Annotated in this window: 13 protein-coding genes; 5 read left to right on the top strand and 8 right to left on the bottom strand. The window is 34.5% G+C overall.

The window, feature by feature from the left end:
• Positions 1–16 precede the first annotated feature (16 nt).
• The gene (locus LBV24_RS04855; RefSeq protein WP_224477462.1) at positions 17–1354 is read right to left on the bottom strand and encodes a M16 family metallopeptidase; all 1338 of its coding nucleotides are present in this window, start codon (positions 1352–1354) and stop codon (positions 17–19) included.
• A gap of 290 nt (positions 1355–1644) precedes the next feature.
• Here LBV24_RS04855 and rplU point away from each other — a divergent pair, with 290 nt between their 5' ends.
• Positions 1645–2319, top strand: coding sequence for a 50S ribosomal protein L21 (gene rplU, locus LBV24_RS04850; RefSeq protein WP_224477461.1), 675 nt, complete (start codon positions 1645–1647; stop codon positions 2317–2319).
• Positions 2320–2361: 42 nt separating this feature from the next.
• On the top strand, positions 2362–2622 hold the full coding sequence (gene rpmA, locus LBV24_RS04845; RefSeq protein ID WP_224477460.1) for a 50S ribosomal protein L27: 261 nt from the start codon (positions 2362–2364) through the stop codon (positions 2620–2622).
• A gap of 54 nt (positions 2623–2676) precedes the next feature.
• Here the strand turns inward: rpmA and LBV24_RS04840 are convergent, their stop codons facing one another.
• The 6 genes from LBV24_RS04840 to LBV24_RS04815 form a co-directional block, all read right to left on the bottom strand.
• Positions 2677–4449 (bottom strand): MutS-related protein, encoded by a 1773-nt coding sequence (locus LBV24_RS04840; protein ID WP_224477459.1) that lies wholly within the window; start codon positions 4447–4449, stop codon positions 2677–2679.
• Positions 4450–4534: 85 nt separating this feature from the next.
• A complete protein-coding gene (locus LBV24_RS04835) occupies positions 4535–5281 on the bottom strand; it encodes a succinate dehydrogenase/fumarate reductase iron-sulfur subunit (protein WP_224477658.1) in 747 nt (248 codons plus the stop codon).
• A gap of 9 nt (positions 5282–5290) precedes the next feature.
• Positions 5291–7291 carry a fumarate reductase/succinate dehydrogenase flavoprotein subunit gene (locus tag LBV24_RS04830; protein WP_224477458.1) on the bottom strand — a complete coding sequence of 667 codons (2001 nt, stop codon included), beginning with the start codon at positions 7289–7291 and terminating at the stop codon, positions 5291–5293.
• Between the two features lie 11 nt (positions 7292–7302).
• Entirely contained in the window at positions 7303–7989 is a 687-nt protein-coding gene (locus LBV24_RS04825; protein WP_224477457.1) for a succinate dehydrogenase cytochrome b subunit, read from the bottom strand.
• Positions 7990–8088: 99 nt separating this feature from the next.
• Entirely contained in the window at positions 8089–9324 is a 1236-nt protein-coding gene (locus tag LBV24_RS04820) for a hypothetical protein (RefSeq protein ID WP_224477456.1), read from the bottom strand.
• Positions 9325–9450: 126 nt separating this feature from the next.
• The gene (locus tag LBV24_RS04815; RefSeq protein ID WP_224477455.1) at positions 9451–12294 is read right to left on the bottom strand and encodes a WD40/YVTN/BNR-like repeat-containing protein; all 2844 of its coding nucleotides are present in this window, start codon (positions 12292–12294) and stop codon (positions 9451–9453) included.
• A 109-nt stretch (positions 12295–12403) separates the two neighbouring features.
• Between LBV24_RS04815 and LBV24_RS04810 the strand changes: the two genes are divergently transcribed.
• The 3 genes from LBV24_RS04810 (at position 12404) to dcm (ending at position 15274) form a co-directional block, all read left to right on the top strand.
• Positions 12404–13696 carry an aminopeptidase P family protein gene (locus LBV24_RS04810; RefSeq protein ID WP_224477454.1) on the top strand — a complete coding sequence of 431 codons (1293 nt, stop codon included), beginning with the start codon at positions 12404–12406 and terminating at the stop codon, positions 13694–13696.
• Positions 13697–13807: 111 nt separating this feature from the next.
• Positions 13808–14269, top strand: coding sequence for a hypothetical protein (locus LBV24_RS04805; RefSeq protein ID WP_224477453.1), 462 nt, complete (start codon positions 13808–13810; stop codon positions 14267–14269).
• A gap of 3 nt (positions 14270–14272) precedes the next feature.
• Complete coding sequence (dcm, locus tag LBV24_RS04800) at positions 14273–15274, top strand: DNA (cytosine-5-)-methyltransferase (RefSeq protein ID WP_224477452.1); 1002 nt, start codon at positions 14273–14275, stop codon at positions 15272–15274.
• On the opposite strand, the gene LBV24_RS04795 is transcribed toward dcm, so the two are convergent.
• Positions 15271–16008, bottom strand: a complete 738-nt coding sequence (locus tag LBV24_RS04795; RefSeq protein ID WP_224477451.1) for a hypothetical protein — start codon at positions 16006–16008, stop codon at positions 15271–15273. The genes dcm and LBV24_RS04795 overlap by 4 nt on opposite strands.
• Between the last annotated feature and the right edge of the window lie 38 nt (positions 16009–16046).

Below are 16046 nucleotides of genomic sequence, written 5' to 3'. Positions count from 1 at the left end.
TTATAATCTTATTATTTTATTTATCGCTTTCTGGTTCTGAACCTGCTAAATATTTTATTTCAACACGTTGATTAGGATTTAAATATTTGTTGGCAACAGCCATTATGTCCTCACGAGTAATGCTGTTGTAGATATCTAACTCCTTATTGATGCGACTAGCATCGCCTTGTAACATTTGGTATGTTGCAAGCGAGGAAGCGACACCTTCAATACGCGAATTTGCATTAACAAATCTAGTTTCAAATTGATTTTTTAATTTCTGATACTCTTTCTCTGAAATTAATTCGGTTTGAAGTTTTTTAATTTCTTCGTCCATAGTTGCTTTAAGGCTATCCCAGTCTGGCTCACCTTTAATTAAGGCTCCCATAGTATAAGTTCCGTAGTCTTGACTTGCTTGATTAAAAGCTAAAACTTGTAACGCAACTTTATCTTGATCTACCATTCTCTTGTACATTCTAGAACTGTTTCCACCAGTTAATATCGAAGAAATATAGTCTAATACATAAGCATCCTTATCTACAGATTTTGGTGTAATGTATGAGAATATGTACGCTGGTATTTGAATATTAGCATCATACTCCGTTGCATAACGTGTCTCCGTAATTGGATCTTCGACAACAGGCTTTCTAACATTAGCTTCAGCTTTATTTTCTATTGGACCAAAATAGTCCTGGATCATTTTTTTTGTTTCCTCAACATCAATATCACCAGCTACAACCAATGTCGCATTATTTGGATTATAAAATTGTTCGTTAAATGAAATAAACTCATCAAGTTTAGCTGCATTTAAATCATCCATTGAGCCAATTACAGACCTTCCGTACGGATGTTTCTTAAATAAGTGATTGTTTATACCTGTTCTGTAGATAATTTTACCATATGGTGCATTATCTATACGCTGTCTTTTTTCTTCCTTTACAACCTCGTTTTGAGTATCTACGCCAATTTGTTCAATAATTGGGTGAAGCATGCGCTCACTTTCCATCCAAAGACCAATCTCTAATTTATTTGACGGGAAGGTTTCGTAATAGTATGTACGATCTTGAGTAGTGTTTGCATTATTTCTTCCACCATTTGCAGAAACGATATTAAACCATTCTCCTCTTTCGATATTCTCAGTACCTTCAAATAAAAGGTGTTCGAAAAAATGAGCGAATCCTGTTCTTCCCTCTACCTCGTCTTTTGCACCTACTTGATACATCACACCTACAGTTACAATTGGTGCCGCATTTTCCTGATGTAAGATAACATGCAAGCCATTATCTAATTTGTACTCTTCAAATTCGACTTTCTGAGCTGTAGAATATAATCCTACAAACATAAAAAGCGCTAGAGTAAATAAGCTTTTTTTCATTATTTAATGATTTTTAAAATTAAATTGTTTTAGTGTTTGTCTTCGTTTGAGTTGCTTTGTTACACAAAGCCCAACAAAAATAAGGAATCATTTCGCTGCAAATACTAAATAAAATGTGAAAAGTGTAAGAATTAATTGACTTATTTTACGGGAATTAAACACCATCACTTAAAATCCTTCTGAAATCCCCTAAAACGTTTGTAGATTAAGAATTTAGGAGTATATTTGCATCCGCTTTCTGAAAAAGAAAGCTATTTAATTTTTAAACAAAATAATAAAAACGTTACGCTATGTACGCAATTGTAGAGATAGCAGGGCATCAATTCAAAGTTGAAAAAGACCAAAAAGTTTTTGTTAACCGTTTATCTGCTGAAGAAGGAAAGAAAGTATCTTTCGATAATGTTCTTCTAATAGGAAATGGTAACGATGTTACTTTAGGCGCCCCAGCTATAGACGGTGCACAAGTCAGTGCAAAAGTCTTAAAGCACCTTAAAGGTGATAAGGTAATCGTTTTCAAGAAGAAAAGACGTAAAGGTTACCGAGTTAAAAATGGCCACAGACAGTCATTAACAGAAATTGTAATTGAAGGTATTACAGCTTCAGGTGCAAAGAAAGCAGCTCCGAAAAAGGAAACTAAGAAAGCTGAAGTGAAAAAACCTGAACCAAAAGCTAAGGCTGCAGCACCAAAGGCAAAACCTGCTACAAAAAAGGCAACTGGAAAAGCAGATGACTTAAAGAAAATTGAAGGTATTGGACCTAAAATTGCTTCAACACTAGTTGAAGGAGGTATTTCAACTTTCGCTGAATTGGCAAAAGCTAAGCCAGAAGCAATTTCTGAAATCATTGCAGGTGTACGCGGAAACCACGTAACAGACACTTGGCCAGCTCAAGCTAAATTAGCTGCTGACGGAAAGTGGGATGAATTAAAAGCGTTACAAGATAAATTAGATGGTGGTAAGGCTTAATTGCGTTACAACTTAAGTTTAACAATATAAAACCTAAAGACAATGGCTCATAAAAAAGGAGTTGGTAGTTCTAAAAACGGTAGAGAATCAGAATCGAAACGATTAGGTGTTAAGATTTTTGGTGGACAAGCTGCCGTTGCAGGAAATATTCTAGTAAGACAAAGAGGTAACACGCACCATCCAGGTGAAAACGTATACCAAGGAAAAGACCATACTTTACATGCTAAAGTTAATGGTATAGTACAGTTTACTAAAAAGAAAGACAATAAGTCTTATGTTTCAATAGAGCCTTTTCAGGCTTAAGAAACAACTATAAATTATTGAAGACCCTTACTTTTTTTAGTGAGGGTTTTTTATTTACAATATTTCCATTTTTTTAAGCAAAAAGCTTGCATTCATGTTTTGACAAACGCCTTTTTTAAGTTTGTAATCAAAGTGTAATTCGTCATCTATAATCTGAGCATCAAAGAAGTAATTTTTTATTGGTTCTATCTCTGTTTCTATTTCTGTTAGACTTAAATCGTGTGTAGCAATTATTCCGGTAGCTTTAAGTTTAACCAAACGTTCAACAAACTTTTTTGATCCAAGTGCCTTGTCCGTGCTATTGGTTCCTTTTAAAATTTCATCTAAGATTACAAAATAATCGGATTCGTTCTCAATTGTATCTACAATAAACTTTAACCGTGTTAATTCACTAAAAAAGTACGAGCTGTCGTCTTTTAATGAATCCGTTGTGCGCATACTAGTCACTAACTTTATAGGTTTATAGTTAGACTTTTCCGCACATACAGGTAAGCCCACATTTGCCATTACAATATGAAGACCTACTGTTCTTAAAAATGTGCTTTTACCAGCCATATTGGCTCCTGTAACAATAAAGAACTGTTCCTTTAATAGTTCTAAATCACTATCTATCCTTTTCTCAGGGTGTAGTAAAGGATGTCCCAAAGACTTTGAAGAAATGGTGGTTGAATTATTAGTTATAGTTGGATATACAAATTCCTGGTGATTAAAAGCATATGTGCCTAAACTGTTATATTCATCAAAAAAGATAACAACATCAAACCAATCCTCAACCTTACTTGAGTATGTAGTTATCCATTGTTCTATATGATAACTTTGCTTAACATCCCAAAGCAAATAACCATTACCGAAAATCGCAGAAATGAAATTATTTCTATTGTCTAATAAATCCAAGGATTTGGTAAACTTTGTAAAGATTGCAGAAGCTTTAAGTTCATCAACCTTAATTCTTTCTTGTTGTTTTTTAAGTAATACAGATTGAAAATTTTGATTTTCAATTTGATCTAACAATAGTGCATATTGTTTAAAGGTATTCTTTGTTCGTTCAGTATTTTGAGCAAGATTGTTAATTTTCTTTAGGTAACGACCAGTTATTCCTAATCCAATTAGCAACCAGTAACCTGCAAATTCAATAGGTGCTATTTCCAGAACAACTAAACATAAAACTAGCACTGACAGAATACTAAATGATATCGGCAACCAAAAATGAACCCTATTTAAAAAAGGCCTGTAATTTTTTAACCATTTAATAATATCGCCTGCAGAATATTCAACTGAAACACCTTGTGCAATACCTGTATAGTGTTGTCTCCATTCTGGAAGTTTAGCCAATTCTTTAATTGCCTCTTGGCGCAATTGGATGTTATTAATGTCATTGGCCAATAAATTCTGAACAAGTCTATCCTTTGCTTCCGGAATTGTAGTTCTATTAATGTATTGAAAAAACGAACCATTCCCAAACATATCTATATCAAGGCTAAAATGATGTTTAGGATTTTGGTATTTGATTCCGTTTGGTCTATGATAAAAATCTCCAGAGGCAATTCTTAATTCATCTTCATTAATTTTTACCAGTCGATTATATAGTGCTCTTTTATTTTTTAAATCAGTATATTTTGATAATAAGAATAAAAAAATACCTGTCCCTAAAACGCCTATTCCTAGAGCTGACTGCCAATGGTTTTTTAGCAAGTAAATACCTGTAACAGTTAATAAGAATGTTACGACTCTCAAAGTACTAAAAAGACTTAATTTCTTGAATAACTGTTTTGACAAAGTCTTATACTTCCTAATTTGATTTTTATAAAACTCTAGTGCATTCTCCATTTGAAAATTGATAAAAATAAAAATCCCAAGATAAGACATTACCTTGGGATAAAATGTTTAATATACCTGCAACAGCAGGTACTTGTTACCCTTTAAAACTTGCAGCTAGGTATTCTCTATTCATCCTAGCAATATTTTCTAATGATATTCCTTTAGGACACTCTACCTCACACGCACCTGTATTTGTACAGTTTCCAAATCCTTCGTCATCCATTTGCTTAACCATATTCAAAACACGATCTGTTGCCTCAACCTGTCCTTGTGGTAATAATGCAAATTGAGAAACTTTAGCAGATACAAATAACATTGCAGAAGAATTTTTACAGCTTGCAACACAGGCACCACAACCAATACAAGTTGCCGCATCAAATGCTTTATCCGCATTCTCCTTCTCAATTGGAATGGCATTGGCATCTTGGGTATTACCTGAAGTATTAACTGATATAAAACCACCTGCTTGTTGGATACGATCAAAAGAGGTGCGATCAACAATTAAATCTTTAATAACAGGAAAGGCTTTTGCCCTCCAAGGCTCTATATAAATTGTGTCCCCATCCTTAAAGCTTCTCATGTGAAGCTGACAAGCAGTAATTTTAGTCTCAGGACCATGAGCTCTTCCATTGATATAAAGGGAACATGTTCCGCAAATTCCTTCTCTACAATCGTGATCAAATGCAACTGGTTGTTCTCCCTTTTCAATTAACTCCTGATTTAAAACATCTAACATTTCTAAAAAAGACATGTCAGGAGAAATATTACTTATTGGATAATCAACGATTTTTCCTTTATCATTCGCGTCTTTTTGACGCCATATTTTTAATGTTAAATTCATCATAGCTCTTTATTTGTAACTTCTCTCTTTCACTTCTATATTTTCGTATTCTAAGGTTTCTTTATGGTGAACTGCTTCACTAGGTTGCCCTTTATATTCCCAAGCCGAAACATACTGGAATTCTTTTCGTCTCATGGCTTCGCCAGTTTCTGTCTGATATTCATCTCTAAAGTGACCACCAGCAGATTCTTCGCGTTCTAAGGCATCCTTAGCAAATAACTCGCCTAATTCAAGGAAGTCAGCAACACGACCAGCTTTAGCTAATTCTTCATTGTATTCATTCTCTGTTCCAGGAACAAATACATCTTTGTAAAATTCTTCTCTTAGTTCTGCTATTTCCTTAATGGCCTCTTTTAAATCTTTTTCATTTCTTGCCATACCACATTTATTCCACATTATCTTACCAAGACGCTTATGGAAATGGTCTACAGATTTTGTTCCTTCATTATTGATTAATTTATCAATATCTCCTTTAACCTTTTCTTCTGCATCATCAAATTCTTTAGAGTCTGTAGGTATTGGACCAGTTCTAATATCATCAGCTAAGTAATCTCCAATTGTATAAGGTAATACAAAATAACCATCCGCTAGACCTTGCATTAAGGCAGATGCCCCAAGTCTGTTAGCACCATGATCTGAGAAATTTGCTTCACCAATAGCATAAAGACCAGGTACGTTTGTCATTAGGTTGTAATCTACCCATAATCCACCCATTGTGTAATGCACAGCAGGATAAATCATCATAGGTGTTTCATATGGATTTTGATCTACAATTTTCTCATACATCTGGAAAAGGTTACCATATTTATTCTCAACTACCTCTTTTCCAAGTTTTGTAACAACGGCTTTGTCCTCAACATTTAATCCTTTTACAAATGCTTGCTCTTTCCCGTAGCGTTCAATTGCAGATGCAAAATCTAAGTATACAGCTTCACCTGTTTGATTAACTCCATAACCAGCATCACATCGTTCTTTTGCCGCTCGCGAAGCAACATCTCTAGGTACTAAGTTACCAAATGCAGGATAACGTCTTTCTAGGTAGTAATCTCTATCTTCTTCAGCAAGATCAGTTGGTTTTAAACTACCATTTCTTATTGCCTCAACGTCTTTTTTATGTTTTGGTACCCAGATACGTCCATCGTTACGTAAAGATTCTGACATTAAAGTCAATTTAGATTGATGATCACCAGAAACTGGAATACATGTTGGGTGAATTTGAGTATAACAAGGGTTTGCAAAGAAGGCTCCTCGTTTATGTGCTTTCCATGCGGCAGTAACATTACTACCCATAGCATATGTTGAAAGATAGAATGCATTTCCATAACCACCTGTGCCAAGCACAACAGCGTGTGCACTATGTCTCTCTATTTCACCTGTTACAAGGTTACGTGCAATGATACCTCTTGCTTTACCATCTACAATCACAACGTCTAGCATTTCGTGACGCGTATACATCTTTATTTTACCACGACCTATTTGACGGTTCATTGCAGCATAAGCCCCTAAAAGCAATTGCTGTCCCGTTTGCCCTTTTGCATAAAACGTACGCGATACCAATACACCACCAAAAGAGCGATTGTCTAGTAAACCACCATACTCTCTTGCAAATGGTACACCTTGAGCAACACATTGATCAATGATATTCGTAGATACCTCAGCCAATCTATAAACATTAGCTTCACGAGATCTATAATCTCCACCTTTTACAGTGTCATAAAATAATCTGTATGTAGAATCACCATCTCCTTGGTAATTTTTTGCTGCATTAATACCACCTTGTGCCGCAATTGAGTGCGCACGTCTTGGTGAATCTTGAAAACAAAATGCCTTAACGTTATAACCTAATTCTGCAAGGGTTGCCGCTGCTGAACCACCAGCTAATCCAGTCCCTACAATTATCACATCTATTAAACGCTTGTTTGCAGGATTAACCAGGTTGATATCATTTTTATGTTTTGTCCACTTGTCCGCTAATGGACCTTCTGGAATTTTAGAATCTAATTTTGACATAGTGATTTTTTTTAGTGTGTAAAGTGATGGTAAACTGCGATGAAAATAAATAAAGCAGGAATACCAATAGAATAAACCTTACTAAAACCATTTAAACTCTTAACATACTTGTTATTGGCTCCAATTGATTGAAATGCTGAGTTAAATCCGTGCAATAGGTGCAATGCTAATAACACAAATGCTACAACGTAAATACCAACTCTCACTGGGCTTACAAATTTTTCTCTTAACTCTTCATAATATCTGAAACCTGACTCAGCGTTGTTTGGGTCAATTAACCCACTCATGTCGCCTTCAACATACTTTACCGTCATTTCATGTACCCAAAAATCGTACATGTGCAATCCTAAAAAGGCAAGGACTACTACTCCCGTTAGTAGCATGTTTCTTGATACCCAAGTAGAATTGTCTGATGCCGAATTACTGGCATATTTTATACTTCGGGATGACTTGTTTTTTGCTTCTAATATAAAACCCATAACGAAGTGAAAAATCACTCCAATTATTAATATAGGTTGCATCAGTCCTTGTACTAAAGGGTTTGTTCCCATAAAATGGGACATTTCATTAAACAGCTCTTCGCTAAAAACCGAAGTGAAGTTGATGGAAACATGCATTACTAGAAAAATCATGAGGAAGAGTGCCGAAAGTGCCATGGCAAACTTTCTTCCAATCGACGAATTTAGAATTCCGCTCATTGTAGATCTAATCTTTTTGTTAGTTGCACAAAAATACAGTAGAATCCACGTATTAGCAACTGACGTATGTCATAATTATTTATTTAGAATGATTTTAATCTAAAAATCAAAACGAGGATTTACAATTGTATTATATATAGATCCAAAAGAATAACTGAATCCAACATTTACAAAATAATTGTAGCCTGATTGAAGTTGTTGCTGTTGCAAGAGAAGTTCTTCTAGTGAAAGATCGCCACCAGGCAAATTTATCTGGTTTCGAGTAATTGAATAACTACCACTAACATTAAAATTAAATCCCTTGAAAAGTCTTATTCGTGTTCCAACAAAAAAGTTAAGCGCGTATAAACTAGTATCGTTTAAAAATTGATTAAAGGATACTTCTGCATTAAAATTTCCCCATTCTTGATTTATTCGCCCACCAACTTGAACGCCATGTTCCCACAGATATTCTTCTGTCTCATTAAAGAGTGTTCGTTCTATATAGTCATTATATCTTATACCATTTCTGTAAGAAATAGTTAGTTGCTTTTTTGCAGATTCTACATAATTAAAAAAGCTATACTCTAGTGCTGGCCTAAAGGTCCACTGTAGGTCAGTATTATTAAAGGTTGAAGATCCGATAAAACCAAAAAAGCCATAGGACCAATGGTCATTTATACTTAAAATATCACTGACATTAATAGATTTTCTGTCATTGATACCTATAATCTCATCGCCTTCAAATTCAAAAACATTTCGACTTTCGCTAAAACGTGCTCTAAACGAGAATTTATTTTTTTCGGTTACCCTTCTTGCAGATGCATTAAAATTTATATTGCTAAATCTACTTTGCTCTTGTCCATCAAAAAAACCTCCTGCACCTATCTGAAACAACCAATAATTCCATGGATCATCTTCTTTTACTTCTTCTTCATCCTCTGGAGCTGGTACACTCACAGTAACCTCGTCGGTGGTTCCCTTAGCAATCCAAAAACGTACAAGTCCTAATTTTAGGTTTTCAAGGACACGTTGTCTAGTCTCATCTCTGGTCATATTTGCATCAGTAGAAAAAGTAAGTTTATAATTAATAGCTTCAAACTCCTTCTTCCCTATAAACTCAACTTCGTAGCTTCGACCACCACTACCATTTCTTTGTGTGACAAAAAAGACGTGAACATCTCCAAGAAACTGATCTCTTACAAATTGAACATTTCCTAAGTTTTGTCTTAAATATTCATTATCACAAACACGACAATCTAGAAATATACTTAGTTGTTCTGTAATGTTTGTTTGTGCTTTTATATTCTGAAAAGAAATTAAAAAAATAAGTACTACTATAAAACGCTGTAGCATAGATTGATTGATGAATTGATTAGTGATTTTTAAATATCACCATAATACTAAAGGTGAGAAAAGTATTATACTAACTTTAACACCTTTAGAACTATGACTCTAGCTCTTTTGAAGTACTTGTAGAGCCTATTTTATTTCTAAATTGGTTTTTGCATCACCAATTTTTAGTATATACTTTCCTTTTGGCAAGTAGTATTTTCCGTTGCTGGCCTTATTGATATCTATACTGGTGTTTTCTTTCATTAAAGCTTTCCTGCCTTTTTCAGTAATGGCTAAATTATAATGAACGTAGTTGAAGCCTTTATCTGAATTGATTGACAAAATATTTAATTCAGCACCTTTCTCAGATAATACCTTAAGGGTCTTACTACCGGAAGTATTACTATAAAACTGAATCGTTTTTTCAGGCTCAAAAGCGTCTAACCACTTACTCCAAGAGCTTCCCCAACGATTAGATTTACGTACAGGGCTTAAATCGAAAATTGTTATAGAATTGGATTTTAATGTTCCATTCATTTTTTGGAGAGGCGCAATATTTGCCTTATAAATACTACGACCATGCGTACCCAATAATAAATCTTTGGCTTCAGGTTGAACGACAATGTCATGAAAAGCTACATTAGGTAATCCATGAGAAAATATTTCCCAAGAATTCTCCATATCAAAAGATATATATGCTCCATTATCAGTTCCAACATAAAGTAGTTTTTCGTTTTCAGGATCTTCCTTTATCACATTTACTGGTGAAGCAGGAATATTATTGCTAATATCTTTCCAGTTCTGACCATAATCATCACTCATATAAACATATACCTTAAAATCATCCCAACGGTAACCATTTAATGTTACATAAACACGTTCTTTCTTATGCTGAGACGCAACAACTCGACTTACCCAAAGATCCTTTGGAAATGAACTCGAAATATTTGTCCAGCTACTACCTGCATTCTTGGTTACTTGCACTAGACCATCATCTGATCCTGTATATATCAATCCAAATTGATATGGACTCTCACTAATAGAAGTTATAGTACCATAGGCAACATTTCCTTTTTTACCTCCGTTTGTTAAATCATCGCTTATGGCCTCCCAATCGTTACCTTGATTCATAGAACGCATTAATTTATTGCCTCCCAAATACAAAATATCTTGATTGTGCGGAGAAAGCAAAATTGGCGTTTGCCAATTAAATCGGTATGGGTTTTCTCCCAAAGTATGCTTAGGTTGAATATAAGCTCTATCACCTGTCTCTAAATTGAGTCTGAAATAATTTCCAAACTGATAACCTGTATATACAATGTTTGAATTTCTGTTGTCAATTTGCACCTGCATACCATCACCTCCCATAATAGATTCCCATGGATACTGACCACGCTGATGCCAACCTTTATCCTCACGCGCATTATTGGCACCCTTCCAAACCCCATTATCTTGTAAGCCACCATAGACATTATAAGGTTTTTCATTATCAACATTGATGGCATAAAACTGTCCAACTGAAGGCGAGTTGTTTTTTATCCAATTTTCACCATCGTCATATGTAATATTAACACCGCCATCATTTCCATCTATTAAGTGATTTGGATTTTTAGGATTTATCCATAATGCATGGTGGTCTGCATGAACATTTTCTGCACTAATAGAAGACCAAGATTTTCCGCCATCCTTTGATTTAACAATCGGAACTCCGTAAATGTAAATATCATTCTCATTTGTTGGAGAGACATGTATATGACCAAAATAATACCCATAACTAAAGTAAATACCATCTAAATAATCCTCATGAGTTTTCTTCCATGTTTTACCTCCATCTGTGCTTTTATAAACCTCCGCTCCTACAACAGGTGTGTCAAATAACATAGAATTTGCATCTTCAAGATACTTGGCTATATCTATAGGTTTTACATTACCTGAGCGTACCATCTGTTTTACATTTTCTGCTCTATACTTTTCTTGAAAACCATTTGTTTTAAGAAATGTGTTAAGCTTTTTATCATCTAAGGCTAAAAAATCTTCATTTGACATGGTTTTAAAATCTTCTTTGGTTAAACCACGCTTATCAGATTTCTTCTTTTCGTCCGGCCTTCTAAATTGACTATCATGTACAGCGTAAATAATATTATCATTAAAGACAGCAACACCTATTCTACCAACACCTTCACCTGTTGGGAAACCACTATTCTCAGTTGATACTTTAGTCCAAGTTGCTCCAGCATCTGTACTTTTGTAAATGCTAGAATTTGAACCATTTCCTGTAAAATTCCAGGCTTTCCTGTCTTTTGTCCAAGAGGTAGCAAACATAACATTGTAGTTGTTTGGGCTATGTTGTAAATCAATGATTCCACTCATTTCATCCACAAATAATGTTTGTTCCCATGTTTTTCCACCATCTGTAGTTTTATAAACTCCTCTTTGTTTATTAGGAGAATATAAGTGGCCTGTTACTCCTACAGTAACAATATTTGGATCGTCTGGATGAATAAGAATTGGTGCAAAATGGTGCCCATCCATTAAACCTACATTTTCCCATGATTCGCCATTATTAGTTGATTTTAAAAGTCCTATCCCAGCATAAGAAGATCTCGACGCATTATTCTCACCTGTCCCAACATATATGGTTCTTGACGGCCAGTGCACTGCTATATCACCAACGTTTTGAGTATCAGAACTATCGAGGATTGGTGTAAATGTTGTTCCATTATTTGTAGTATGCCAAACACCACCAGAGGCATACCCAACGTAAAATTCTGAGGGCATGTTCGGGTTAACATCCAAATCTACTACACGACCACTCATAATGGTTGGACCAATATTTTTAAATGGCACATTTTTAACTAGTGAGGTGTTTACCATAGCTCTTTTTTGCTTCAGAGCATTTTCTACAATTTCTGCAGAAGTTGCTGGTTGTTGTGCTGTTAAAAAAAGTGTACAAAATATATAGGCGAATGAGAGAAATTTTGAATATGACATGATGATTGGTTTTTAGAGGATGAAAATTAACTAATCTAATATCCTGAACAAAATTTGCTAACAAAGTTTAACAGATTCTTGTACCTTTAGAGTTCTAAATTTTTTGAAAATGAAATACGATTCAATAGACTCTAAACTCTTTATAAAAAACCGCAAAAACTTCGTGGCACAAATGAAGCCAAGTAGTTTAGCGGTGTTCAATTCTAATGATATTTATCCGGTAAGTGCTGACAGTACCTTACCCTTTGCACAACATAGGGATATTTTCTATTTAAGTGGTGTTGACCAAGAGGAAAGTATCTTGGTTTTATTCCCTGATTGTCCTAAAAAAAAGCATCGAGAAATTTTATTCTTAAAAGAAACCAATGACCATATTGCAGTTTGGGAAGGAGAAAAGTTGACTAAAGAAAAGGCATTTGAAACTTCTGGTGTAAAAACGGTGTACTGGCTACAGGACATGGAAAAAATAATGTTTGAATTAATGACGCAATGTGATACAGTATACATTAATACCAATGAACATTATAGAGCCAATGTTGAAACCGAAACCCGTGAGGACCGTTTTACAAATTGGTTAAAAGAGAAATATCCTGCACATTCAGTAGCAAAAAGCAATCCTATTTTACAGCGCTTACGCTCGGTAAAAGATCAGATTGAACTAGACTTAATGCAAAAAGCCTGTGATATTACCGAAAAAGGTTTTAAACGAATTTTAAATTTTGTAAAACCTGGAGTTTGGGAGTATAATATTGAGGCGGAGTATATGCATGAATTTTTGAATAATCGTTCTAAAGGATTTGCTTATACACCAATTATTGCATCTGGGAACAATGCTAACGTTTTGCATTATATAGAAAACAATCAACAGTGTAAAGCAGGCGATTTAATCCTTATGGACGTTGGAGCAGAATATGCCAATTATTCTAGTGATATGACAAGGACAATCCCTGTATCAGGTAAATTCACTGATAGACAAAGAGCCGTGTATAATGCAGTCAATAGAGTTAAAGACAATGCCACAAAAATGTTGGTCCCAGGAACATTATGGGAAGAATACCATATTGAGGTTGGGAAACTTATGACTTCTGAACTTTTGGATTTGGGCTTAATTGATAAGGCAGATGTGCAAAATGAAAATCCCGATTGGCCTGCCTATAAAAAGTATTTTATGCACGGAACGTCTCATCATATTGGTTTAGACACACATGACTATGGGTTATTACATGAACCAATGAAAGCAAATATGGTATTTACCGTTGAACCTGGAATATACATACCAGATGAAGGTTTTGGTATAAGGCTAGAGGATGATGTTGTGATTCAAGATTCGGGCGAACCATTCAATTTAATGCGCAATATCCCAATTGAAGCAGATGAGATTGAAGATTTAATGAACAGTTAGTAAGGATAACTTCATTATCTTAGCGTTCGATCTAAAAAAAATAGTTTGATTACAGAGTTTTTAAAACATACAGGTGAATATCTTAGGCAATACCCACAAATCAGATTGTCAATGAAAGAAGAGTTCGCTGTTAGAGATTCTGTTTTAAATTCCCTTGGATTAAAAAACCTAAATCAACTTAGAGACCGTTACGAAGGTCAAACATTTCTTGATAAGACATTGAAAAATTATGGGGGTTTAGTTTCGTGCCAAAAACATTTAAAACTTGAGATCACCACAATTGAAGAACTTAATATAAAGAATTTCAAGCCGCAACTTCTTGGCAAAGATGGTGTTTACGACATCAAGGTCTTTGATTTTGGCTCATTACCAGTTCTAGAGTTTAAAACTATACTAAACCCAATAGTCTTTGTGATTCAAAAAGACAAATCTACTTTTAGCATTTGTGGCTATGGTGATAAAGAAATGATTTTAAACAATTTGGTAGATTCTAGTAATGAAACTGTAAATTCTGTTAACCTAAAAAACTTTATTGGGTTCAGTGATCTAAAACCAATTGAGGAAATTATTTAACTGATGAGTACGTCTTATACGGTAGGGAGTTTATATGCTGGTGTTGGAGGTATCTGCATGGGATTTAAAAACAACGGATTCATACTCTCTTGGGCCAATGAATTTGACAAAAATGCCTGCAAAACTTATCGCAATAATTTTAAACATCAACTAATTGAAGGTGATGTAATGGAATTAGATATTTCTACTTTAGATGAGATTGATGTTTTAACAGCAGGTTTTCCTTGTCAACCATTTTCCGTTGCTGGCTACAGACAGGGCTTTGATGATAAGCGTGGTAATCATTTCTTTAAAATCTTAGATTTTGTAGATGAAATGCGACCAAAAGTGTTGTTTCTAGAAAACGTTAAGAATCTTGTTGGGCACGATAAGGGAAGAACTTTTAAAATTATAAAGGAACTTATTGAAAAACGCAATTACACCTTTGATGCAAAAGTTTTAAACACTAAAGATTATGGTAATGTACCACATAATAGAGAGCGTATATTCATCATAGCATTTGACAAGAACATGGATTCTTCATTTTTTGAAAATTTTGAATTTAACTTCCCAGAAAAAGAAGAGCTTACTCAAACCATCCAAGATGTCATTACCAACGAAAAAGTAAACGACAGATATTATTATGGTGAGGATAAGTATATGTACCCAATGCTTAAGGAAACCATAAGACGTGATGATACTGTGTACCAATTTAGAAGACAGTATGTTCGTGAAAATAAATCTAACGTGTGCCCAACATTAACCGCTAATATGGGTACTGGAGGTCACAACGTCCCTTTGATAAAAACGCCTTATGGTTTTAGGAAATTAACACCACGTGAATGCTTTAATTTTCAAGGGTTTGATGACAGTTACAAGTTACCAGATATAGCCATTTCTCATTTATACAAACAAGCAGGAAATTCCGTGAGTGTTCCTGTGATTAGTCGACTATCGAAGTGTATTCTAGAAGTTCTTAATTCAGTAGAGAAAAAAACTGTAGATGACCTATTAGAGACTATTTAGTTGAGTGTCTCCTTTAGATTAGAAATTAATCGGTCAATGCTTTTCAAACTGCCTGTTTGAATATAATAGTTGGCAGCATCCATTTTAGTTTTACCATTTAACATGGCATTTTGAGGCAAAACATAATCATTGACAATTATATGCTTTAGTGTCTTAAGACTGCAACAGCCAGGAATATCGTACATCCAATTTTGGTTATTTATTTCAGTCTTTAAAGACTCGTTATCCATTTTGTCATTGAACAATACATTAGTACTAGGGTTAATTCTAACCAATACGAAATAATCATATAGCGCTGATGCTTCAGAATTATCATTATTTGGTTTGTAGATACCATCTTTATTCCAGTCTTCAGCTTCGAGCAACAATAAATTTGAAAAATGGGCTGCAGATTTAATACTGATTTTTATGCCACTATAGTCTAAATCTGAATCATCCCAAACCCCTTCACCATAAACACCATAATCTACGGGTTCGCATAAAATGCCATTTGTTGCTAGTTTCTCATGTACAACAGCTTCCGCTATTTTTCCTTGTAAAGTGTTTCTAAAAATATCTAAGGTACTTCGTTGTTCTGTACCGCCAGTTCTGTGAACTCTATGGTGGCCTTCTCCAAAAGCCATCTCGTATGCAAATTGAAAAGATTTATTAATTATTGAAGGCTTTACCGGTTTAGGATTAAATATTACTTTAGAATTAATAAAGTAAATGTTGCCGTACTGCGTAAGTTTCATCGGTTAGACTTAAAGCCAAAAATTAATAAAGTTTAAAT

This window comes from Winogradskyella vincentii, assembly GCF_020166345.1.
GTDB lineage: Bacteria > Bacteroidota > Bacteroidia > Flavobacteriales > Flavobacteriaceae > Winogradskyella > Winogradskyella vincentii.
This window is presented reverse-complemented; position numbering and strand designations above follow the sequence as displayed.

Excerpts from the sequence above, each read along its gene's own strand:
- LBV24_RS04855 (WP_224477462.1), bottom strand. The coding sequence starts at position 1,354 with ATGAAAAAAAGCTTATTTACTCTAGCGCTTTTTATGTTTGTAGGATTA.
- rplU (WP_224477461.1), top strand. The coding sequence starts at position 1,645 with ATGTACGCAATTGTAGAGATAGCAGGGCATCAATTCAAAGTTGAAAAA.
- rpmA (WP_224477460.1), top strand. The coding sequence starts at position 2,362 with ATGGCTCATAAAAAAGGAGTTGGTAGTTCTAAAAACGGTAGAGAATCA.
- LBV24_RS04840 (WP_224477459.1), bottom strand. The coding sequence starts at position 4,449 with ATGGAGAATGCACTAGAGTTTTATAAAAATCAAATTAGGAAGTATAAG.
- LBV24_RS04835 (WP_224477658.1), bottom strand. The coding sequence starts at position 5,281 with ATGAATTTAACATTAAAAATATGGCGTCAAAAAGACGCGAATGATAAA.
- LBV24_RS04830 (WP_224477458.1), bottom strand. The coding sequence starts at position 7,291 with ATGTCAAAATTAGATTCTAAAATTCCAGAAGGTCCATTAGCGGACAAG.
- LBV24_RS04825 (WP_224477457.1), bottom strand. The coding sequence starts at position 7,989 with ATGAGCGGAATTCTAAATTCGTCGATTGGAAGAAAGTTTGCCATGGCA.
- LBV24_RS04820 (WP_224477456.1), bottom strand. The coding sequence starts at position 9,324 with ATGCTACAGCGTTTTATAGTAGTACTTATTTTTTTAATTTCTTTTCAG.
- LBV24_RS04815 (WP_224477455.1), bottom strand. The coding sequence starts at position 12,294 with ATGTCATATTCAAAATTTCTCTCATTCGCCTATATATTTTGTACACTT.
- LBV24_RS04810 (WP_224477454.1), top strand. The coding sequence starts at position 12,404 with ATGAAATACGATTCAATAGACTCTAAACTCTTTATAAAAAACCGCAAA.
- LBV24_RS04805 (WP_224477453.1), top strand. The coding sequence starts at position 13,808 with ATGAAAGAAGAGTTCGCTGTTAGAGATTCTGTTTTAAATTCCCTTGGA.
- dcm (WP_224477452.1), top strand. The coding sequence starts at position 14,273 with ATGAGTACGTCTTATACGGTAGGGAGTTTATATGCTGGTGTTGGAGGT.
- LBV24_RS04795 (WP_224477451.1), bottom strand. The coding sequence starts at position 16,008 with ATGAAACTTACGCAGTACGGCAACATTTACTTTATTAATTCTAAAGTA.